This window comes from Burkholderia sp. 28_3 (genome assembly GCF_003253915.1).
Lineage (GTDB): Bacteria > Pseudomonadota > Gammaproteobacteria > Burkholderiales > Burkholderiaceae > Burkholderia > Burkholderia cenocepacia.
Window position 1 is genome coordinate 80919 of sequence record NZ_QKZF01000018.1, and the last position, 21685, is coordinate 102603.

18 protein-coding genes are annotated in these 21685 nt (G+C 68.0%); 5 read left to right on the forward strand and 13 right to left on the reverse strand.

Annotated features, from left to right (window positions below; all coding sequences use genetic code 11):
* Positions 1–6: 6 nt before the first annotated feature.
* Positions 7–822, reverse strand: coding sequence for a response regulator (locus tag DFS13_RS28995; RefSeq protein WP_006483332.1), 816 nt, complete (start codon positions 820–822; stop codon positions 7–9).
* Between the two features lie 1134 nt (positions 823–1956).
* On the opposite strand from DFS13_RS28995, the gene DFS13_RS29005 reads away from it, so the two are divergent.
* Together DFS13_RS29005 and DFS13_RS29010 are read left to right on the forward strand one after the other, a co-directional pair.
* Positions 1957–5550, forward strand: coding sequence for a YadA family autotransporter adhesin (locus DFS13_RS29005; protein WP_111442422.1), 3594 nt, complete (start codon positions 1957–1959; stop codon positions 5548–5550).
* Positions 5551–5898: 348 nt separating this feature from the next.
* Positions 5899–6306: a VOC family protein gene (locus DFS13_RS29010; RefSeq protein ID WP_006483322.1), complete on the forward strand. Its 408-nt coding sequence runs from the start codon at positions 5899–5901 to the stop codon at positions 6304–6306.
* A gap of 22 nt (positions 6307–6328) precedes the next feature.
* Here DFS13_RS29010 and DFS13_RS29015 read toward each other — a convergent pair whose 3' ends face one another.
* Together DFS13_RS29015 and DFS13_RS29020 are read right to left on the reverse strand one after the other, a co-directional pair.
* Complete coding sequence (locus tag DFS13_RS29015) at positions 6329–6868, reverse strand: hypothetical protein (protein ID WP_006498118.1); 540 nt, start codon at positions 6866–6868, stop codon at positions 6329–6331.
* Between the two features lie 109 nt (positions 6869–6977).
* The gene (locus DFS13_RS29020) at positions 6978–7364 is read right to left on the reverse strand and encodes a MerR family transcriptional regulator (RefSeq protein WP_006483333.1); all 387 of its coding nucleotides are present in this window, start codon (positions 7362–7364) and stop codon (positions 6978–6980) included.
* Between the two features lie 87 nt (positions 7365–7451).
* On the opposite strand from DFS13_RS29020, the gene DFS13_RS29025 reads away from it, so the two are divergent.
* Positions 7452–8360, forward strand: a complete 909-nt coding sequence (locus DFS13_RS29025; RefSeq protein ID WP_006483331.1) for an alpha/beta fold hydrolase — start codon at positions 7452–7454, stop codon at positions 8358–8360.
* 10 nt (positions 8361–8370) lie between these two features.
* On the opposite strand, the gene DFS13_RS29030 is transcribed toward DFS13_RS29025, so the two are convergent.
* The 3 genes from DFS13_RS29030 to DFS13_RS29040 are packed head-to-tail and all read right to left on the reverse strand — an operon-like array spanning position 8371 to position 11041.
* Complete coding sequence (locus DFS13_RS29030) at positions 8371–9183, reverse strand: ABC transporter ATP-binding protein (RefSeq protein ID WP_062885998.1); 813 nt, start codon at positions 9181–9183, stop codon at positions 8371–8373.
* Positions 9180–10037 (reverse strand): ABC transporter permease, encoded by an 858-nt coding sequence (locus DFS13_RS29035; protein ID WP_034204015.1) that lies wholly within the window; start codon positions 10035–10037, stop codon positions 9180–9182. Before DFS13_RS29035 ends, DFS13_RS29030 begins: the two co-directional genes overlap by 4 nt.
* A gap of 11 nt (positions 10038–10048) precedes the next feature.
* A complete protein-coding gene (locus DFS13_RS29040) occupies positions 10049–11041 on the reverse strand; it encodes an aliphatic sulfonate ABC transporter substrate-binding protein (protein WP_006483326.1) in 993 nt (330 codons plus the stop codon).
* 336 nt (positions 11042–11377) lie between these two features.
* On the opposite strand from DFS13_RS29040, the gene DFS13_RS29045 reads away from it, so the two are divergent.
* On the forward strand, positions 11378–12805 hold the full coding sequence (locus tag DFS13_RS29045) for an MFS transporter (RefSeq protein WP_109342305.1): 1428 nt from the start codon (positions 11378–11380) through the stop codon (positions 12803–12805).
* A gap of 130 nt (positions 12806–12935) precedes the next feature.
* Here the strand turns inward: DFS13_RS29045 and DFS13_RS29050 are convergent, their stop codons facing one another.
* Both DFS13_RS29050 and DFS13_RS29055 read right to left on the reverse strand, forming a co-directional pair.
* Positions 12936–14336, reverse strand: coding sequence for an LLM class flavin-dependent oxidoreductase (locus DFS13_RS29050; protein WP_111442423.1), 1401 nt, complete (start codon positions 14334–14336; stop codon positions 12936–12938).
* Positions 14333–15604, reverse strand: coding sequence for an acyl-CoA dehydrogenase family protein (locus DFS13_RS29055; RefSeq protein WP_034203482.1), 1272 nt, complete (start codon positions 15602–15604; stop codon positions 14333–14335). Before DFS13_RS29055 ends, DFS13_RS29050 begins: the two co-directional genes overlap by 4 nt.
* 296 nt (positions 15605–15900) lie before the next feature.
* Here DFS13_RS29055 and DFS13_RS29060 point away from each other — a divergent pair, with 296 nt between their 5' ends.
* A complete protein-coding gene (locus DFS13_RS29060; protein WP_006483330.1) occupies positions 15901–17139 on the forward strand; it encodes an SfnB family sulfur acquisition oxidoreductase in 1239 nt (412 codons plus the stop codon).
* A 3-nt stretch (positions 17140–17142) separates the two neighbouring features.
* Here the strand turns inward: DFS13_RS29060 and DFS13_RS29065 are convergent, their stop codons facing one another.
* The 5 genes from DFS13_RS29065 to DFS13_RS29085 are packed head-to-tail and all read right to left on the reverse strand — an operon-like array spanning position 17143 to position 21610.
* Positions 17143–17970: an ABC transporter permease gene (locus DFS13_RS29065; RefSeq protein WP_111442424.1), complete on the reverse strand. Its 828-nt coding sequence runs from the start codon at positions 17968–17970 to the stop codon at positions 17143–17145.
* Positions 17963–19153, reverse strand: coding sequence for an ABC transporter substrate-binding protein (locus tag DFS13_RS29070; protein ID WP_111442425.1), 1191 nt, complete (start codon positions 19151–19153; stop codon positions 17963–17965). Before DFS13_RS29070 ends, DFS13_RS29065 begins: the two co-directional genes overlap by 8 nt.
* Positions 19154–19164: 11 nt before the next feature.
* Positions 19165–19959, reverse strand: coding sequence for an ABC transporter ATP-binding protein (locus tag DFS13_RS29075; RefSeq protein WP_006498128.1), 795 nt, complete (start codon positions 19957–19959; stop codon positions 19165–19167).
* The gene (locus DFS13_RS29080) at positions 19956–21071 is read right to left on the reverse strand and encodes an acyl-CoA dehydrogenase family protein (protein ID WP_111442426.1); all 1116 of its coding nucleotides are present in this window, start codon (positions 21069–21071) and stop codon (positions 19956–19958) included. The genes DFS13_RS29075 and DFS13_RS29080 overlap by 4 nt, the downstream gene beginning before the upstream one ends.
* Entirely contained in the window at positions 21044–21610 is a 567-nt protein-coding gene (locus DFS13_RS29085) for a carboxymuconolactone decarboxylase family protein (protein WP_006492422.1), read from the reverse strand. The genes DFS13_RS29080 and DFS13_RS29085 overlap by 28 nt, the downstream gene beginning before the upstream one ends.
* Positions 21611–21685 lie beyond the last annotated feature (75 nt).

The following is a 21685-nucleotide window of genomic DNA, read 5'->3' on the forward strand; positions in this document are numbered from 1 at the left end:
TGCGACTTACGCGCGACGTTGCGGCTCGCCGGTCGCGGTGCGCGCACCCGCATGGCCCTGGCGTCGCCATTCGGTCGGCGTGATGCCGAAACGTTCGCGAAAGGCGGTCGCGAAATTGGCCGGCGTCGAAAAGCCGATTTCCTTCGCGATGCTGGCGATGCTGAGCGAGGTCGAATCCAGCAGATCCTGCGCGATCCGCAGCCGCTCGAAGCGCAGATACTCGAACACCGTCTGGCCGAGATTGTCGCGAAACGCGCGCGACAAGCGCTTTTCGTGCGTGCCGACCGCGCGCGCCAGTTCTTCCACCGTCGGCGGATCGTTCAGCGTGCGCGACAGGTGGCGGATCGCCGCGCGCACGATGATGTCGTCGTCGTTGCCGGCCGCGAACGGGTTTTCCGCCGCGTCCGCCTCGGCCGGCCGTTCGCGTTTCGTCCGTGAGAGCTGCACGCGAATCCGTGCGATCACCTCCGCCGGCTCGAACGGTTTCACCACGTAGTCGACGCCGCCGATCTCGAGCCCCTCGAGCCGTTCGTGCAACGCGCCGGCCACGGTCAGGAAGATGACCGGGATCGCGCACGTCAGCGGATCGGCGGCGAGCAGCCGGCACGCGGTGAAGCCATCCATGCGCGGCATGCGCACGTCCATCAGGATCAGGTCGGGTAGCAGCGCCTGCGCGCGCTGGCACGCTTGCGCGCCGTCGGATGCGATGCTGATCCGGCATCCCGTGCCGCGCAGGATGTCGATCAGCAACCGGAGCTGGTCGGGTTGATCGTCGACGATCAGGATATGAGCGTCGCTCAATGCGGAGATCGGTGAAGGCATCATGCACCTGTTGTGAAAAGGCGGTTGGCTGCGTTTCCGCGGGGTGGCCTGCCCGGTGCGGTGGAAACGTCGGAAGCCGCTCTGTGGCGATGCATCCATCGCATCGCACGCCCGCATCGATTCCGGACAGCGCGAAACGGCGCGGCGGGCAACCGCCCGGCGCATCGGACGGCGTGGGTTGTTTTGATCACTGAGCCGGTAAAGATGCGCGGGATTGCCGTGTTTGCGCGAGGAATGACCGCGACTGCCGGAATCGATGCGAGCGGAATTGTAGGAGCATATTTCGAATCCGGCCAGACATGACGACTCCATTCGTGCCATTCCGCGTGCGTGATTATCGAAAATGGCGGTTTGCGACAGGAACGTGAAGCGTCGATATGCGTCGATGCTCGTGGTTTACGCGTATATCCGGTGGAAAAACGCACGGCCGGCCGCGTTTCCCGATTGGCTTTTTCAGACGAAATATTATTTGAATCCGCTTTGGCAAAGTATTTATCCGCTCGATAAAAGATTTTGAATGACGGCGCCGGTGCGAAATCGTTTGCGGAATGCGTGTATTTTGCGTAAGCCTTTGAATAATATAAATTTTACAATCTATAAAGAATGCCGGCTTTAATAATTCAAGTCCGTGTCTCATAATTCGTCCGAACTTTGAACGACGGGTGGCGCAGGGCAGCGGAAGCACCGCAAGCGGTGACGGACGTTGCTTGGTCCGGGCCTCGCGCATCGATTGATGACGGTCCAGGCCGGGGTTCGCTGCACCGAAGTGAAACTCCGGTTGCCGGAGATGAAATAAAAGAAGCGTGGTGGGTCGCGGTCAGCGCGGCGAAAAATCGGGGAAGTACATGACGACGGGTTGAATCTCCGGATTCAGTCGGGGAAAAGCTCGTCCATGACAATCAATACGTATTCCTAAGTCAGTTGTTGAATTAACGAAACGGGACATCGAGCCGACGGCATGCCCCGGGCTTTCGAACGCCCGGTCGAAACGGCTGCTCGATGTGTGCCGTCTCGGCATGGCTTGCCGTGAAGCGCAATCCGCTTCCGAACCGAAGTCGCAATCGAAGTCGAAGCTGTCAATAAAAGTAAGTAGTCCGTATTCAAACCAGACGCTACACAACGGAGCAGAAGACCATGAAGAGGAAGCAGATTTCGGCGCTCGCCGCCGCGATGTTCACGGGTGCGGGTGTGCTGATCGCCGGCGCCGCCCACGCGGACAATTTCGTCGACCGCGGTAACCCCGACAACGCGCTGAACGGCCAGTGTATCGACGGCACCAACCCGCTATGCGTGGCAACGAAGAACGGCAGCTACGTCGCTGTCAGTACCGCGAACGTGACGCAGGGCACCAATGCGAAGGCCGGCACCAGCGGTATTGCGATCGGCGACCAGTCGAATGCGAGCAGCAAGGGCGGCAGCGGCAGCGGCGGCGCGATTGCGATCGGGGTCGGCTCGCAGGCGCTGGCGAACTCGGCCACCGCGATCGGCACGGTGGCGGTCGCCCAGGGCAATACCTCGCTGGCGATCGGCCGCCAGTCGGCGGCGGTCGGTGATTTCTCGATGGCGCTCGGCAACGTCGCCGATGCGCACGGCACGAGCTCGATCGCGCTCGGCCACTCGGCGCTCGCCAGCGGCGACCGCTCGGTCGCGATCGGCGGCGCGAACCCGACGTCGAGCGATGGCGTATCGGCCGGCGCGTCGTACGACGCGGCCACGCAAACGCGTGCCGGCGGCACGCAGTCGGTGGCGATCGGCGCCGGCGCGCAGACGAGCGACAACAACCAGGTGGCGATCGGCTCGGGCAGCGTCGGCGCGAACAACGGCGGCACGCCGGTATTCGGCGGCACGGCCGCGCCGGTGGGCGGCGCGGTATCGTTCGGCGCGATCGGCAGCGAACGTCAGCTCAAGAACGTCGCGGCGGGCGCGGCCGATACGGACGCCGTCAACGTCCAGCAGCTGAAGAACGTGAACAGCACGCTGAGCACGAGCATCGGCAACGTCGATGCACGCGTGACGTCGGTCGGCAACGCGCTGTCGACCTCGATCTCGAACGTCGATCAGCGTGTGACCAGCGTCGGCAACAGCCTCAGCACGAGCATCGTCACGGCCACGCAGAACGTCGTCAAATACACCGACGACTCGCACGCGGCGATCGCGCTCGACGGCGCTACCGGCACGACGATCGGCGGCGTGGCCGCCGGCGTCGCCGATACCGACGCGGTCAACGTCGGCCAGTTGAAGGGCAGCCTCACGCCGCTGCAGACGTCCATTTCGACGGCGGCTTCGAACATCACGAACCTGCAGAACAGCGTGACGGGCATCAACGGCTCGCTGAGCACGGCGGCATCGAACATCGCCGGCCTGCAGGCGGCCGATACGCGCAACGTCAAGTACGACGGCGCGAGCGGCTTCGACTCGGTGACGTTCGCCGGCCCCAACGGCACGACGCTGCACAACGTCGCGGACGGCAAGGACCCGCACGACGCCGTCAACGTCGGCCAGTTGAACGGCGGCCTCGCGTCGCTCAGCACGAGCGTGACGAACAACCTCAGCACGACGCTCGGCAACCTGAGCACGTCGATCACCAGCCAGATCGGCAACGCGACGAAGAACGCGGTGCAGTACGACGACGATGCGCACGGCGGCGTCACGCTCGGCGGCAAGGGCGCAACGGCGCCGGTCGGCCTGCACAACGTGGCGGACGGCGTGGCGGCGGGCGATGCCGTGAACGTCGGCCAGCTCGGCAAGGCGACCGACACGCTCAACCAGTCGATCACGACCGTCGGCAACCAGGTGACGACGAATACCGGCAACATCGCGGCGCTCCAGCAGGATGCGCTGCAGTGGAACCCGGGCCTCGGCGCCTACGATGCGAGCCACGGCGGCCACGGCCCGCAGCTGATCAGCAACGTCGCGGCCGGCAAGAGCGGCACGGATGCGGTCAACGTCGACCAGCTGAACGCGGCGATTCACGACGGCACGAGCCAGCTCGATGCGCTCGCCGTGAAATACGACGATGCGAGCAAGCAGCAGATATCGCTCGGTGCAGGCAACGGCGGCAATCCGGTGCGTGTGACCAACGTCGCGGCAGGCAACGTCGCGGCCGGCAGTACCGACGCGGTGAACGGCGCGCAACTGCGGCGCGTGACCGACGGCGCCGCGGCCGCGCTCGGCGGCGGCGCGACGGCGAACCCGGACGGCTCGATCGGCGCACCGAACTACAAGATCGGCGGCAGTGCGTTCAACAACGTCGGCGACGCGCTGACGAACCTCGACGGCCGGGTCGGCAGCAACACGACGACGCTCGCGAATCACGAAACGCGCATCGACAATGCCGAAACGAATATCGCGGGCAACACGGCGGCGATCGCCGGGCTGCAACAGGATGCGCTGCAATTCGACCCGACGCTCGGCGCGTTCAACGCCGCGCGCGGCGGTGCGCCGACGAAGCTGACCAACGTGGCCGACGGCAACGTCGCCGCGGGCAGCACGGATGCGGTGAATGGCGGCCAGTTGTCGGGCGTGAAGACCGCGCTCGAGCAGCAGATCACGAACGTGTCGAACCAGGCCGGCGAAGCCGTGAAGAACGTCGTCAAGTACGACGTCGACGCGAGCGGCAACCGGCTGAATTCGGTGTCGCTGGTCGGCGGCGACGCCACGTCGGCGGTCGTGCTGAAGAACGTCGCGGCGGGCACCAGCGATACCGACGCGGTGAACGTGAAGCAGTTGAAGGACGTGCAGTCGAACCTGAACCAGCTCGGCGCGCTCGCGGTGCAGTACGACGACAGTTCGAAGAGCACGATCACGCTCGGCGGCGCGGGCGGCACGCGCATCACCAACGTGCAGGCCGGCACGCTCGGCGCCACCAGCACCGACGCGGTGAACGGCTCGCAGCTCTACGCGACCAACCAGCAGGTGTCGAAGAACACCACCGACATCTCGAACCTGCAAGGGAGCGTGACGAACATCGCGAACGGCAAGGCCGGTCTCGTGCAGCAGCAGGACCCGAACGGCGCGATCACGGTCGGCAAGGATTCGGGCGGCGCGAGCGTGAACTTCTCGGGCACGGCGGGCGACCGTGTGCTGACCGGCGTCGCGGCGGGCGTGAGCGACAACGACGCGGTCAACATGGGCCAGTTCAACAACGCGCTGAAGAACGTGGCGGCCAACGACAAGATCCGCGCGGCCGCGACCGATGCGAACACCACGTGGATCGCGCGTGCCGATGCGGGTTCGATCGGCTCGACGGCGACGGCGACCGGCAAGAACGCGGTGGCGGTCGGCCAGGGCTCCGTCGCCGATCGCGACAACTCGTTCTCGGTCGGCGCGAAGGGCAGCGAGCGCCAGGTCACGAACGTCGCGGCCGGCACGGCGCCGACCGACGCGGTGAACGTGCAGCAGTTGAACGACAACCTCGCGACGGCGTCGACGCAGGCGAAGGGCTACACCGACCAGCGCATCGGGCAGGTGTACAACTCGTTCAACGACCTGAAGAAGGACATGTACGGCGGCGTCGCGTCGGCGATGGCGGTGGCCGGCTTGCCGCAGCCGACCGGCGCGGGGCGCTCGATGGTGTCGGCGGCGACGTCGAACTATCACGGCCAGCAGGGCTTCGCGGCCGGCTACTCGTACGTGACGGAGAGCAACCGCTGGGTCGTCAAGGCATCGGTGACGGGCAACACGCGGTCGGACTTCGGCGCGGTGGTCGGTGCGGGTTACCAGTTCTGATGGGGCTCGCGCAGCGTTGAGCGATGCGCGGGTGCCGGGCAACGCATGTCATGCCCGGCGCCCGCGGTCGAGCGGTGGCCCGGGGTTCGTTTGCGAATCCCGGGCCGTCTTCGTTTGGCGTATTCGTTCGACTGGTCATCCCGCATCGACGGCGCCTGTCGCGAATGCGAGTGGCGCTGTCCGCCGCGATCGCCTTCATCGCTCGACGGCCGGCCCCGCAAGGGTTTCGCCCGCGTCCGGCGCAACGTTCAATGCGAGTTGTTGAACGCGAGCCCGCGCTCGTATTCTGAAGTCCTCGGGCGGCACGGCATGGGGCCTCCGCCCACCACCGCATCGGAGAGCGCGACCATGACCGAAACGACAGCCACGATGAAGCTGAACCACCTGAGCTTTCCCTCCGCCGACACGCTGGCCACCGCCCGATTCTTCGAGCGATACCTCGGCTTCACGATAGCGGGAAGCTGGGAAAAATCCTGGATCCTCAAACGCCCGGGCTTCGACGTCGTGATCGATCACGTCGGCGACGGCGTGCCCGCATGGCCCGCCAATTTCCACGTCGGCTTCGAACTGCCGAGTCTCGATGCCGTGCACGCGTTGTTCGCGCGCTTCAAGGAGGAAGGCGTCGCGATGGAGACGGACGTCTTCAACAACGGGCGCGGCTCGCGCTTCTTTTGCCGCGCGCCGGGCGGCGTGATGTTCGAACTGAATACGCGTGCGGATGCCGCGCCGGAATATCAGGGCACCTTCGACGATTGATGCGACGCAGTGCGTGCCACGCTCAATCGCAACGGCTGGCGCGGGCGAGCGTCTCGATGACCGCGCGGGTACGCGACGGCTTGGTGATCTCCGTCCATTGCAGATGCGCGTATTTCGGGTCGTCGCGCAAGCCGGCGAACTTCACGCGGTTTCTCGCGAACGTCGTGTACGACCACAGGAGCACCGAGTCCCGCGAGCAGAACGCCATCCGCAGCGATTCCCGGTTGCCGTGAGAGAGCCGGGTGCGCATGAGCCCGCGGCCGATCGTGCGCCGCAGCACACGGGAAAACACCGTCCATCGCCCGAAGTTGAGCCATACGACGTGCGTGGCCCTCGACCACAGCACGTCACGCACCGCGCTGTAGTTTCCGTCGGCGACCCAGCGGTCGCCGGCCGTCGCCGCCCGCACCGCATGGTCGAACTGCGCGGGCGGCACGGCGGTCCAGCCCGGGCCCCAGTAGAGCCGGTCGAGTTCGATGTACGGGCAGGCCGCGGCGGCGGCCAGTGCGCTGGCAAAGGTGGATTTCCCGGCTCCGCTTGTTCCGACGACGATGACGCGCATGGGTGTGACCACCGGCAAAAAGGTGAGGGCGCGTATTGTGCCCGAAGCGCGCGGGTGGGCCGGTATCCGTAGCGGGAAAAAGCGGACCGCTGGCGAACCCGCGCATCGATCAATCGAGCGGCGGCACCGCACCATCCCGCAACATCTTGACGAGCCTTGCGCGCCGCTTCTCGAGATCGGCGATCTGGCGGTCGATCGCTTCGAGGCGTTCGCGCTGGACGTCGGTGATCTGGTCGCACGAGCGGGCGCCGTCGATCAGCAACATGCAGTCCGGAAAGCCGCGAATGTCGTCGAGGGTGAAACCGGTCGCGATCATGCGCTGAATCTGCTTGACCTGCGTCACAGCCTTGTCGGGAAACAGGCGATAGCCGTTGTCCGCGCGCACCGATGCGAGCAGGCCGTGCTCGTCGTAGTGCCGGATCGAGCGCACGCTCGCGCCGGTGAGCTGCGCGAGTTTGCCGATGGTCAGCAGTGGCTGGGTAGGCGGATTTTTCATGAAGGGCAGGTTAGCACGATCCGCTTGACTCTTACATCAGTGTGAGGGTTGAGACTGGGCGTCCGTTCATGCCTGGAGGAAAACACCATGGATACCCGAGTGCTGATGCGCTGGCTGATTGCCGTGATCTGGTGGGCGATGCCGTTCGCGTGGGCGTACGACGCGGCCGCCGCGCCGCTGAGCTATACCGTGACGTCGACGGACGGCGTGAAGCTGGCCGTTCAGGAAAGCGGCGACCCGGACGGCGTTCCGGTCATCCTGATTCACGGCCTGCTCGGCAGCCGCCTGAACTGGGACGCGCAGGTCCAGAGCGCCGAACTGCGCGGCTTCCGGATCATCACGTACGACCTGCGCGGCCACGGGCTGTCGGACAAGCCGTCCGGCGCGCAGCCGTATCGCGACGGAACCCGCTGGGGCGACGATCTCGCCGCGGTCATCGACGGCACGCATGCGCGCAAACCGGTCGTGGTCGGCTGGTCGCTCGGCGGCGTGGTGATCTCGAACTACCTCGCCCAATACGGCGACCGCGCGATCGCGGGCGCGGTGTACGTCGACGGCGTGGTCGAGCTTGCGCCGGGCCAGATCGTCGATCATCCGGACGTGTACCGCGACATGAATGCGGCGGATCTGAAAACGCATCTCGACGGCGAGCGGACTTTCGTCGGTCTGTGCTTCAACCGCCGGCCGGATGCCGCGACGTTCGAGCGCTTGCTCGCCAACGCTGCGATGGCGTCGTGGGACATGCAAAAGGCCATCCCGACGATGTCGGTATTCGCCGCCGCGGGGCTCGGCCACGCGCGCGTGCCGCTGCTGTTCATCTACGGCGGGCGCGACGCGCTGGTCGACACGCAGGCGACGCTGGCCCGCGCGGCCGCGCTGAACTCACGCATCGTCAGCAAGGTGTACGCGGCATCCGGTCACGCGCCGTTCATCGAGGAAGCCGGGCGGTTCAATCGCGATCTGGCCGCGTTCGTCCGGTCGGCGTCTGCGCAATGAAGTGGCTACGTCACGCCGGCGTGACCGGGATGCCTGTGGGGTCGCGCGCCTCACGATCGTGAAAGCGCTGGAACGCATCGATCAGCCGCGCGCGCTGCGCGGCCAGCGACGGATCGCGCCGATCGCGCGGCCGTGCGACGTCGACGTGGAGTTCATCGTCGACGCGGCCGGGGTTCGGCGCGAGCACCAGCACGCGATCGCCGAGATACAGCGCCTCGTCGAGATCGTGCGTGACGACGATCGCGGCCATCCGGTGCCGATGGACGACCTCGAGCAGCAGCGTCTGCAAGCGCATCCGCGTGATCGCGTCGACCGCGCTGAACGGCTCGTCGAGCAGCAGCAGATCCGGCTCGCCGAACAACCCGCGCGCGATCGCGGCACGCTGCGCCATCCCGCCCGACAACGTGGCCGGCAGCTGCCGCGCGACGCCGGCCAGGCCGACCTCGTCGAGCAACCGCGCGACGCTCGGATCGCGTCCGCCCCGCGCGCCGGACGCGAAACCGACGTTGTCCGCGATCGACAGCCACGGCAGCAGCCGCGGCTCCTGAAAGATCACGCCGACACGCGCGGACGGCCCGGCCAGCGCGCTGCCATCGAGCGTCACGCTGCCGCGGAAGTCCGGGTCCAGGCCCGCGACGATCCGCAGCAGCGTGCTCTTGCCGCACCCGCTCGGGCCGACCACGCAGACGATTTCGCCTCGCGCGACCTGCAACGCGATGTCGGCCAGGATCGTGCGATCGCCATACAGCTTGCGGGCGATCCGCAGGTCGAGCAGCGGCGTGGCGAGGCCGGCGGCCGGCCGGACGGAAGGGGAGGCGCTCATTTGCCGCCCTCGCGCGCCGCGCCGTCGAACGCATCGCGCCAGCCGAGCCAGCGCGACTCGATGCGGCGCATCGCGCCGTCGGTCAGCTTGCCGAGCAACGCGAGCAGCAGGATCGCGCCGAACACGAGATCGGGGCGTCCGGTTTCGCGGCCGTCGCTCAGCAGGAAGCCGAGGCCGCGCGTGGCCGCGATCAGCTCCGCGGCGACCATGAACATCCACGCGAGGCTGAGGCCGGTCCGCAGGCCGGTGACGATCTGCGGCAGCGCGGCGGGCAGCAGGATCCGGCGGAACAGCGCGAGCGGGCCGAGCCGGTACACCGCGCCGAGCTCGACGAGCTTGCGGTCGACGTCGCGAATGCCGGCGACCACCGCGAGATGAACGGGAAAGAACGCGCCGATTGCGATCAGCGTGATCTTCGGCGCTTCGTCGATGCCGAGCCACAGCAGCAGCACCGGCACCCACGCAAGCGACGGAATCGCGCGCAGCGCCTGGAACGTCGGTTCGAACAGCGCATCGACTCGGCGGCTCAGGCCCATCGCCGCGCCGACGACGAGCGCGAGGCCGGCGCCCGCCGCAAAGCCGGCCGCGACGCGCAGCGTGCTCGCGCCGACGTGACGCGCAACCCGCGTGACGCCCATTCGCGCGAGCGTATCGAGAATCTCGCTCGGCGCCGGCACGAGATGTTCGGGCAGCCAGCCGCGCCGCACCACGAACTCCAGCAGCACGAGCGCCGCGAACGGCAGCGCGAGGCCCGCGACCCGCCACGCGCGCAGCGGGTCACGTCGGGCCGCACGCGGCGGCGAAGCGGGTTGGCGGGACGCGAGCGCGTCGCCGCGCGCGGTGGTGTCCGTCATCGGCGTCACGCTCAGTGCGACGCCGCGACGATCGGGCGCGCGAACGACGGATCGAGCAGCGTATCGACGATCTTCGCCGGATCGACGCCCGGCTTGGTCAATTGCTCGGCCGTCAGCACCGGCGCGGCGGCCTTCAGCGCCGCGCGCTGCGTGTCGCCCGGCACCGGGTCGCTGAAGTCGTTGCGCTGAAGCTGCAGCTTCGCGACCGGTAGCGATACCTTCGATTCGTCGGCGACGATCTGCGCGGTTTCGGCCGGATGCGCGACGATCCACTGGCGCGCACGGTCGTAGACCTTCAGCACGCGCGCGACCGCCTGCGGATACTGGCTGGCGAACGCATCGCGCACGTTCAGGAAGCCGTACGTATTGAATGCGACGTTGCGGTACAGCAGGCGCGCGCCGTCGTCGAGCTGCGCGGCGGCCATGTGCGGATCGAGCCCGGCCCACGCATCGACCTGGCCGTTCGCGAGCGCGGTGCGGCCGTCCGGATGCTGCAAGTTGACGATCTCGACGTCGTCGCGGGTCAGGCCGACCGTGTGCAGCGCGCGCAGCGTGAACAGGAACGGATCGGTGCCGCGCGTCGCGGCGATCTTCTTGCCTTTGAGGTCGGCGAGCGAACGGATCGGCGAATCCTTGCGCACCACCAGCGCCGTCCATTCGGGGCGCGAGAACACGTAGACCGTGTGGATCGGGTTGCCGTTCGCGCGCGCGAGCACCGACGCCAGCCCCGCGGCCGAGCCGAAATCGACCGCGCCGCTGTTCAGGTATTCGAGCGCGCGATTGCTGCCGAGGCTCAGCACCCAGCGAATCGCCGTATGGTCGGCCTTGAATTCGTCGTCGAGCCAGCCGAAGTGGCGGATCACGAGACTCTCGGGCGAGTAGTACGCGTAGTCGACGCGGATTTCAGCGGGCGTCGCCGCCTGCGCGTGTATCGACGCGAGGCCGGCAAGCGCGGCAACGACGACGGCCGCGGATTGCCACACGCGGGACCAGAACGACTTCATCGGGAATTCTCCGGAAGAGCGGCAACGCGCCGCGAACAGGCAGGGTAGTGGGCTACTGTAACGAAGCGCAGGCGTTCCGTTAACGAAGAAATCCGCGATTGCACATGCACGCTGCTGCTAAGCGCCTCTGCCGCGCAACTTTATGACGCACGCCGATTAATTTATCGGTTTATATCGCTTGGGATTGCCGGATCGAGGGAACAGAATTTCCGTTGCCGGAACCCGATGACGACGGGGCCGCATTCGCCCGGCGCCGCGATGGTCGCGAACGCACCTGTCCGGTTTCCGGCTCCACGACGACCTTGCCGTGCATTCGGCACAAAACTAAGGAATCCGATGAGTTCGATCGATCTGAGCCCGCTCGCGCCGGCGTCTTCTCCCATCCGCTCGGCCAGCGACGTCGCGCGCCTGATCAATACGGTGGACAGTTCGGTGAGCCACGCACGGATGATCGTGCTGCTGGCGCTCGGCGGCGTGTTTCTCGATGCGTACGACTTGACGACGCTGTCGTACGGCATCGACGACGTGGCGCGCGAATTCGGCCTGACGCCCGCGCTGACCGGGCTGGTCGGGTCGGCGATCATGATCGGCACGATCTTCGGCAGCCTGGTCGGCGGCTGGCTGACGGACCGGATCGGCCGCTATCAGGTGTTCATGGCCGACATGCTGTTCTTCGTGGTCGCGGCGATCGCGGCCGGGCTCGCGCCGAACGTCTGGGTGCTGATCGCCGCGCGCTTCGTGATGGGGCTCGGCGTCGGCATCGACCTGCCCGTCGCGATGGCGTTCCTCGCCGAATTCTCGAAGTTCAACGGCCGCGGCAACAAGGCGTCGCGGCTCGCGGCGTGGTGCCCGATGTGGTACGTCGCGTCGTCGGTGTGCTTCCTGCTGATCTTCGGGCTGTATTTCCTGCTGCCGGCCGAGCACGCGGGCTGGCTGTGGCGCGCGTCGCTGATCTTCGGCGCGGTGCCGGCGCTCGTCATCATCCTGTTCCGCAACCGCTTCATGAACGAGTCGCCGCTGTGGGCCGCGAACCAGGGCGATCTGGCCAATGCCGCGCGGATCCTGCGCGAATCGTACGGCATTCACGCGCACGAAGCGGACGATGCGCGACGCGAGCCGAGCCCGCCGCCGGTGCGGATTCGCGTACTGTTCCAGCGTCCGTATCTGGGGCGCACGATCGTCGCCAGCGTGATGAACCTGTGCATCCCGTTCGAATACACGGCGATCGCGTTCTTCCTGCCGTCGATCCTGTCGCAATTCCTCGGCGCGGGCGTGTTCGAGACGATCGCGGCGTCGCTCGCGTTGAACGTGCTGTTCGCGTTCACCGGGGGCTTGCTCGGCATGCGACTCGCGTATCGCTATCCGTCGCGTCATGTCGCGATCGCGGGGTTTGCGCTGCAAACGGTCGCGCTCGTCGCGCTGGCGCTGGCGGGGCATCCGCACGGCGCATTGGCGGTCGGCGTCGTGCTGCTGATGCTCGGCACCTGGCTGTTCGCCGAAGGTTTCGGGCCGGGCGCGCAGATGATGATCTATCCGACGCTGTCGTATCCGGCCGCGATCCGCGGCACCGGCGTCGGCTTCGGGCGGTCGCTGTGCGGCATCGGCCAGGCACTCGCGCTGTTCGTGCTGCCGATCCTGCAGGCGCGTCTCGGCACCGACATGTTTTGGGTCGTCGCGATCAGCGCGGTCACGCCGATCGTGTTCCTGCTGATCATTCGTTATGAGCCGACGGCGAACGACGTCGACGACGAAAGCGTGGCGTAACCATCGACCCTGGGGGCGCTCGTTGTCCCCCGGCAAATACAAACGGCTTCGTCAGACTGCACGAAACCGTTTGTACTGAAAGCCGGCCGCCGCGTGAATGCGGACAGACCGGCTTCGACGTCGCCCAACGCTACGCGCTCACCGCTTCCCGCTCGGCCGCGCGCTTGACCTGTTCGATATCGCGAAACTGCGCGGCCGGATGCTCGTCCGGCAGCCGCGCCGATCCGCCGAAGAGTTTTTCGCGCAGCGTGCCCGGCGCATACGCGGTCGGATACACGCCGCGCCGCTGCAACTCGGGCACGAGATGGCGCACGACGTCCTCGAAGGTTTCATGCGCGACCGCATACGCGAGATTGAAACCGTCCACGTCGGTCGCGGCCACCCATTCCTGCAGGATGTCCGCGACGGTCGACGCCGACCCGACGAACACCGGGCCCATCCCGCCGATGCCGCCCCAGGCCGCCAGCGCCTCGATCGTCCACGCGGTGTCGCCGCCCGACAGGTGCTCGACCGCCGATACGATCGCGTTCGTTTCGACGCGCCTGACGGGATCGGTCGGCGCGTACTGGCCGAAGTCGATGCCGGTCCAGCCGGACATGAACACCAGCGAGCCGTCGTACGACACGTAGCGCCGATACTCGTCGAACTTCGCTTGCGCCTTCTCGTCGGTCTCGTCGACGATCACCGTGACGAGGTTGTAGATCAGAACCTTCGCCGGGTCGCGCCCGGCGGCCGCGGCCTGCGCACGCACGTCGGCCACATAGCGCGCGAGCTGGTCGCGGGTCGGCGCGGCGACGAACACGCATTCGGCGTGCTGCGCGGCGAACGCCTTGCCCGGGCCCGACGCGCCAGCCTGGAAGAGTACCGGCGTGCGCTGCGGCGACGGCTCGCACAGGTGATAGCCGGGCACGTCGAAGAAGCGGCCCTTGTGGCCGATTTCGTGCACTTTCTCCGGATGCGTGAACACGCGGCCATCGCGATCGCGCACCACCGCGCCGTCTTCCCAGCTACCCTCGAACAGCTTGTACAGCACCTCGACGTACTCGGCCGCGACCGCATAGCGGTCGTCGTGCATGCGCAGCCCGTGATCGCCGACGTTCTTCGCGCCGCTCTCCAGGTACGACGTGACGATGTTCCATGCGAGCCGGCCCTTCGTGTGATGGTCGGCGGTCGACAGCCGGCGGGCGAACGTGTACGGGTGCTCGAACGTCGTCGACGCAGTGATGCCGATGCCGAGATGCTCGGTCGCCATCGCGATCGGCGCGGCCAGTTGCAGCGGATCGTTGACGGGAATCTGCGCGGCCTGGTGCAGCGCGTGATAGTTGCTGCCCTTGTACACGTCGTAGTAGCCGATCACGTCCGCGATGAAGATCGCGTCGAAGATCCCGCGTTCGAGCACGCGCGCGAGGTCGGTCCAGTAGTCGAGATCCTTGTACTGCCACGAGCGGTCGCGCGGATGCGCCCACAGGCCGGGCGACTGGTGGCCCACGCAGTTCATCTCGAATGCGTTGAAGCGGATCGTCTTGCTCATTGCGCGGCCCCCGTTTCCGCACCGGCGCCCGCGTTGGCGTCCGCACCGTTGCCGACGCGCCACACGAACGGCGGCGTGCGGCCGTTGATGATCCAGTCACCGACGATGCGCGCCTTGTACACGAGCGGGTTGTGCGACGACACCGTGCGCGCGTTGCGCCAGTGGCGATCGAGCGCGGTCGTGCTGCGGGTTGCCGATGCGCCGAGCGCATCGAACAGGCGCGTCGCCGCGCGCAGCACGAGTTCGGACACGACGAGCTGGCTCTGCGCGGATTCGATTTCGGCCGCGACGTTCGCGGCCTGCTCGGCCGCTTCGTCGCCGCCGAAGCGCGCTTCGTACGCCTGCTGAAGCGGTTGCGCTGCGCGCAGCGCGAGCGCGTCGGCCGCGTAGGCCCATGACGCGATCTCGCCGATCACCTGCTGCAACTGCGCGTCGTCACCCGCGCGCGGCGCATTGCCGTGGCTGTACACCCGTGTGCGGTTGCGCACGAGTTCGCCCGCGTCGCGCACGATCGCATGGCCGATGCCGGCCAGCGTCGCGACGTGGAACAGCTGATAGAACGCGGTCTGGTACTTGAAGCGGCGCGCGAAATCGATCACGTTGTCCGCATCGACCGCCGCGTCCTCGAAACGCGTCGTACCGCTGCCGGTGGTCGTCTGGCCGAAACCGTCCCAGTCGTCCTCGCGGATCACGCCCGGCTGCGCGGTCGCGACGGCGACGATCACGTCGCTGCCGTCGTGCGCGCGCTGCGCGAACACGTCTATCCAGTCGGCGAACAGGCTGCCGGTGCTGTAGAACTTGCGGCCGTTCAGCACGAGCCGGCCGTTTTGCTCCGACACCTTCGTGACGGTCTGGCCGAGCGGCACGTCGCCGGCTTCCGACCATGCATTGCCGACCAGCTGGCCGCTCGCGAAGCGGTCGAACCAGGTCGTGCGTTGCGGGCCGTCCGGTGCGTTCAGCCAGTCCTCGACGAACGCGAAATGTCCGCGCAACGCCTGCGGCAAATTGGAATCGGCGGCGGCCAGCTCGGTCAGCAGCCGGAACAACTGCGGCAGCGACGCGCCGGCGCCGCCCGCGCTCGCCGGCAGCCGTATCGCGCCGAAGCCCGCCGATTTCAGCCAGCCGATCGCCTCGTGCGGCAGTTCGCGGCGGCGTTCGCGTTCGGCGGTGCCGGCGGCGATACGCTCGAAGATCGGCCGGAACCGGCTCGCGAGCGCATCGTAATCGGTACCAGTGGAAAGGTCGGGGGCTGCGTGCGACGAAGTCATGCGGGTTTCCTCGAAGGGCGTGCGCCGGGAGCCCAGTATAGGAAGCGCGAAGCGGGCGTTCCAATAACGGATTCTCGGATCGTTATCGTCGCTGCGTATTACCGCGACTGCGACCGCAACCACGCGGGGACGCATCGACGTTCATGCATCCGTTGCGACGTCAAAACGCCGTTCCACCTGCGTCAGGCGCGACGTCGTTTGTTCTCCCAAGGAATATCGTTCCGAGAATCGCTCGGTTTTCCGGCCCGCGCGGCGCTGCTAGATTGAATGCTTTCGCCATTCGACAGGAGAGCCCGATGTCAGACACGAGCGCGACGATTCAGGAGCGGCCGGCCGATGCACACCCGCAGGTGGCCCGCGTGATCGCCGACGATGCGCAAGCGATCGCGGCCGCGCATGCGCTGGCGCAACGCCTCGCGCAAGGCGCCGCCGAGCGCGATCGCGACCGCCGCCTGCCGCGCGAGGAAATCGAATGGTTCTCGCAGTCGGGGCTGTGGGCGATCACGGTGCCGAAGGCATACGGCGGCGCAGGCGTCTCGCACGTGACGCTCACCGAGGTGATCAAGATCGTCGCCGCGGCCGATGCGTCGCTCGGGCAGCTTCCGCAGAATCATTTCGGGTTGATCGACGTGATCACGCTCGTCGGCACCGACGCGCAGAAGCGGCACTTCTTCGCCGAAGTGCTGAGCGGCAAGCGGTTCGGCAACGGGTTCTCGGAGAAGGGCACGAAGCACGTGCTCGACCTGAAGACGCGCGTGCGCCGCGACGGCGACGACTACGTCGTCGACGGCACGAAGTTCTACTCGACCGGCGCGCTGTTCGCGCATTACGTGCCGGTGCTCGGGCTCGACGACGCGCAGCAGGCCTGGCTCGCGTACGTGCCGCAACCGACGCCCGGGCTGACCGTGATCGACGACTGGTCGGGCTTCGGCCAGCGCACGACCGCGAGCGGCACGGTGGTACTCGACGCGGTGCGCATCCCGGCGTCGCACGTGCTGCCCGCGCAGCGCGTGTCAGACGTGCCGACGCTCAACGGCCCGCTGTCGCAGATCATCCAGGCGGCAATCGACGCCGGCATCGCAAAGGCGGCGATCGACGATACGCTCGCGTTCGTGCGAACCCGCACGCGGCCGTGGGTCGACAGCGGCGTCGAGCGGGCCACGGACGATCCGCTGACGATTCGTGAAATCGGCCGGCTGCACATCCAGCTGCATGCGGCCGACGCGTTGCTCGAACGCGCGGCGCGCACGCTCGACGAGATCGCGGCCAAGGGCGACGTGACCGAGGACGACGTCGCGCGGGCGTCGGTGGCGGTCGGTGAAGCGAAGGTGCTGACGACCGAAGTCGCGCTGCTCGCGGGCGAAAAGCTGTTCGAGCTGGCCGGCACGCAAGCGACGCTCGCCGAGCACAACCTCGACCGCCATTGGCGCAATGCGCGCACGCATACGCTGCACGACCCGGTGCGCTGGAAATATCACCTCGTCGGCAACTACTACCTGAACGGCGCGCGCCCGGCGCGCCATGCGTGGAATTGAACGTCAGCGCCCGGACGCCAGCAGCGCGCGGGTCAACCCCCGCGCGATGCCGTCGAGCGCGAAACCCAGCGCGCCGATGACGACGATCACCGCGGTCAGCTCCGCATACGCGAGCCGGTCGCGCGTATCGAGGATCAGGTAGCCGAGGCCCGCGTTGACGCCGAGCATCTCGGCCGGCACCAGCACGATCCACAGGATGCCGATCGCGAGCCGGATGCCGTTGAGCAGCGGCCCCGCGATCGCGGGCAGCACGATATGGACCAGCAGCTCGCTGCGGGTGGCCGCGAGGCTCGCGCCGAGCTGCAGCCAGCGCCGGTCGATCTGCTTGACGCCGGCGGCCGTGCTCATCAGCACCGGCCACAACGCGGCGAACCCGAGCAGGAAGTAGATCGCGCGGTCGCCGATGCCGAACGACATGACCGCAAGCGGCATCCACGACAACGGCGACACCATGCGCAGGAACTGGAACGTCGGCGACAGCATCCGCTCGACCCATTGCACGCGGCCGAGCAACAAGCCGAGCGGGACGCCGGCCAGCAGCGCCGCGCCGAGCCCGACGCCGATGCGTCGCAGGCTGACGAGCGCGTGTTCGAGCAGATGATCGTCCGCGCAGAGCGAGCGCAGGCTGGCGAACGCGCTGTCCGGCGCGAACTGCCGGCCGAGCGAGCCAGGCTCGGTCAACGCATGAATCGCGGCCCACCAGACCGCGACCGTCGCCACGAGCCCGGCCACGCCGAGCCAGCCCGCGGCCGCAGGTGCCCGGGAACGGGCGCCGCCGGTCCGGCGCGTGCCGGGTGCGGACGAGCGGCGGGTAGCAAGCGCATCAGACAACGACGATCTCCTCGCGGCGGAACCCGCCCGATTGACCGAACGCGGTCAGCCCGCCGACCGCGTCGATGCTCTTGCGCACGAACCGGTCGTCGACCAGGTCGCGGGCCGCGAACGCCGGATCGAGCGACGCGAGGAATGCGCTGTCGCCGTCGACCACCGTCCGCTTCAGCCGCTGCACCAGCGCCTCGGTATAGCTCGGGAACGGATACGGCTGGAAGTCGATCCGCTTCGCGTGCCAGTCGGCGTGGCGGATCGCGCCGCTCGCGCGATAGGTGTCGACCAGCGACGCCGACGGCACCAGCACGCGGTCCAGCGACGCGAGCGTGTGCGGCGAATAGCGGTGCGTGCCGTCCTTCGACAGCAGTTGCGCGGTTTCCTGCGGATGCGAGCGCGCCCACAGCTGCGCCTTCACGATCGCGTTGACGACCTTTTGCGACCACGCGGGGCGCTGCGTCAGATCCTGCTCGTGCATGAACACGACGCAGCACGCATGGTTCTTCCACACATCGCCGGTGAAACGCAGGATCTTGCCGATCTTCATCAATTCCGCGGTCGCGTTGAACGGCTCCGCGACGATATACCCGGCGATCTGGCGCGCGGCGAGCGCGGGCAGCATGTCCGACGGCGCCATGACGACGAGGTTGACCTCGTTCGCCGCGGGCGTGCCGCGCCGCTTGAGCACGGGGACGAGCCCCTGCCCGCGCAGCATGTCCTGCAGCACGACGTTGTGAATCGAGTACCAGAACGGAATCGCGACGGTCTTGCCGCCGAGATCGCGCAGCGAATCGATGTCGGGCGCGACCGTCAGCCCGGAGCCGTTCACGTGATTCCATGCGACCACCTTCGCCGGCGCGCGGCTGCCGTAGCGTGCCCACAGCGTCATCGGCGAGAGCAGGTGCACGACGTTGACCTGGCCGGACAGGAACGCCTCGACGAGCTGCGCCCAGCTGCGCAGCAGCTTCGGCTGCTCGACCGTCAGCCCTTCGGACGCGAAATAGCCGTTGTTGTGGGCGACCAGCAGCGGGGCCGCGTCGGTGATCGGCAGATAGCCGATGCGAACCGGCGCATCCGGTTCGGCCGCGGCGTGCGCGTTGGCCATCGACAGCAACGGGGCGGCACCCGTCGCGGTGAACAGGGCCGCGAGCTTCAGCCATTCGCGGCGCGACATCGGAATCTGGCACATGGATAGGGAGGTCAGTTCAAGGGATGGGGTTCGGACGCGTGCAGGCGCTTCATGCCGGCCTGCAACGCCTTCAGGATGTCGATGCGCATCGTGCCGAGTTCGCTGACGAACGCGTCGCGCGGATGCGGGTAATCGACCTGCCACGCGTCGATGAAGCGGCCTTGCGTGCCGAGCAGCACGATGCGATCGGCCACCAGCAGCGCCTCGTCGATGTCGTGGGTCACGAGCACCGTCGCGCAGCGCGTCGTCGACACGATGTTCACCAGCAGCCGCTGCATCGCCGCGCGCGTGACTTCGTCGAGCGCCGAGAACGGTTCGTCGAGCAGCAGCGCGTGCGGCCGACGCGCCAGTGCGCGCGCCAGCGCCGCACGCTGCGCCATCCCGCCGGAAAGCTGGGCCGGGCGCAGCGACGCGGCGGCGTCGAGCCCGACCGCGCGCAGCGCCGAGCGGACGCGTTCGCGTTGCTGATCGCGCGTGAGGCGCTCCTGATGCGCGAAGGCAAGCCCGAACGCGACGTTCCGTTCGGTCGACAGCCACGGCAGCAGGCACGGGTCCTGGAACGCGATCGCGATCCTCGGGTGCGGGCCCTGCAGCAGCGCGCCGTCGACGGATACGGTGCCGGATTGCGGCCGCTCGAGCCCGGCCAGTGCGCGCAGCAGGCTCGACTTGCCGGTCCCGCTCGGGCCGATCAACGCGACGATTTCGCCGCGTCCGACCGACAGCGACACGTCGGCAAGCACGGTCGTGCGCGGCTCGTCGCCGTAGCCGAGCGTCAGGTGACGGGCGTCCAGCAGCGGGGGCGTCATGCGGCGATGCTCCGCGCCTGCGCGGCGAGTTGCGCCTTCAACTGCACCACGCTCGGCGTGACGATCGGAATGAACGCCGCTTCGCGCCAGCGTCGCTCGAAGCCGAGCCCCGCATCGCGCAGATAGCCGCGGCCGCCGCTCGCCTCGAGTTCGAGGTTCACGGCGGTGGCCACTAGCGTCGTGAGCGCGATGCGCAGCTCGAACAGGCGGTTCGGATGCAGGCGCAGGCTGCCGTCGGCGATGCCGGCCGACAACTGCGCGCACGCGGCGGCCAGTTCGGCCGCGCACGATTCGACTTCGGGGCCGAGAATGCCGCGCGTCGTCTCCGCCGCGCGCCGCGCTTCGGCCAGCGAGCGCCGCGCGAGCCCGATCGACAGCCCGCACTGCAAGCCGAGGAATGCCGGTCGTACCGCGGGCAGGAAGGTTTGCGCGTCCGGGTGGATCAGCCAGGCGGCGTCGCTCGGCACGGCGTCGAGATGCAGCGCGGCGGTGTTGCTGCCGCGCAGCGCGATCAGGTCGAGATCCGTGCTGCGGGCCAGGCCGCGCGCGTCATCCGGAATCGCGACGATCGCGGACGGGCGGCCATCGTCGAACGCGACGGCTGCCGCCACCACGAACCGTTCGGCGCGCAGGTTCGTCACCCACGCCATCCTGCCCGTCAGCCGCCAGTCGTCGGCGCTGTCCGCGTGCCGCGTCGCGTCGATCTGAAGCGACTCGATGCCGCACAGATACTTCATCGCGTTCGACAGCCCGCTGGCGCCGGCGCAACGGCCGTCGAGCAGCGCCGGCAGCCAGCGCGCGCGCAGTGCGGCGTTCGGGCTTTGCAACAGGTATTCGATGAAGCTGCGCTGGCCCCACAGCACGAATGCCGCGGTCAGCGAATGCTCGGCCACCGCGGCGATGCCGGCAATGGCGTCCGCGGTGGTGCCGCCGGCGCCGCCGAGGCCCGCCGGCACGCCGATCCGGAACAGTCCGGCCGCCGCGAGGCGCGGCACGACTTCCGCTTTCAGCGCGGCGCGCGTGTCGAGCGACGTGGCGTTCGCGTCGAGCCAGTCGACCAGCGACGCGTCGAGTTCGAGCGCCGTCAGGCGGCCTGTGTCCGGGGTTCCCATCGGTATGCCGCCAGTTCGGGGTTGAGTTCGTTGCGCGACAGGTTGTTCGCGAAGTTGCACAGCGTCGCGAGGCTCACGCCCAGCACCACTTCGAGCGCGTTCGCCTCGGTGAAGCCCGCGGCCAGGAACGCGTCGAGCGCGTCGTCGGGCACGCCGCCGCGCGTCGCGATCACGGCGCGCGTGAATGCGGCGACGGCGTCGAGCCGCGGATCGGCGACCGGTTCGCCGTCGCGCAATGCATCGACGGCGGCGTGGTCGACGTGGGCCTTTTTCAGCGCCGCCGCGGTGTGTCCGGCCACGCAGAACGCACAGCCGTGGACGGCGGCCGCGGTGATCTGCACGGCTTCGCGCTCGGCGAACGTGAGGCCCGCGCGGCTGTTGATCTCCGCGACGGTCAGATAGGTTTCGAGCGCGACCGGCGCGTTCGCGAGCGAGCGCACGAGGTTCGGCAGGAAACCGTTCGCGCGCTGCGACTTTTCCAGGAATGGCTGGCTGGGCGCGGGGGCGGTTTCGATGGTGGGCAAGGGCAGGCGGCTCACAGGATTCTCCGGAGGGGCAGTGAGATCATTGTCGAGGCGGCGCCCCCGCCGGACAATGCGCGAACATCCGCGATT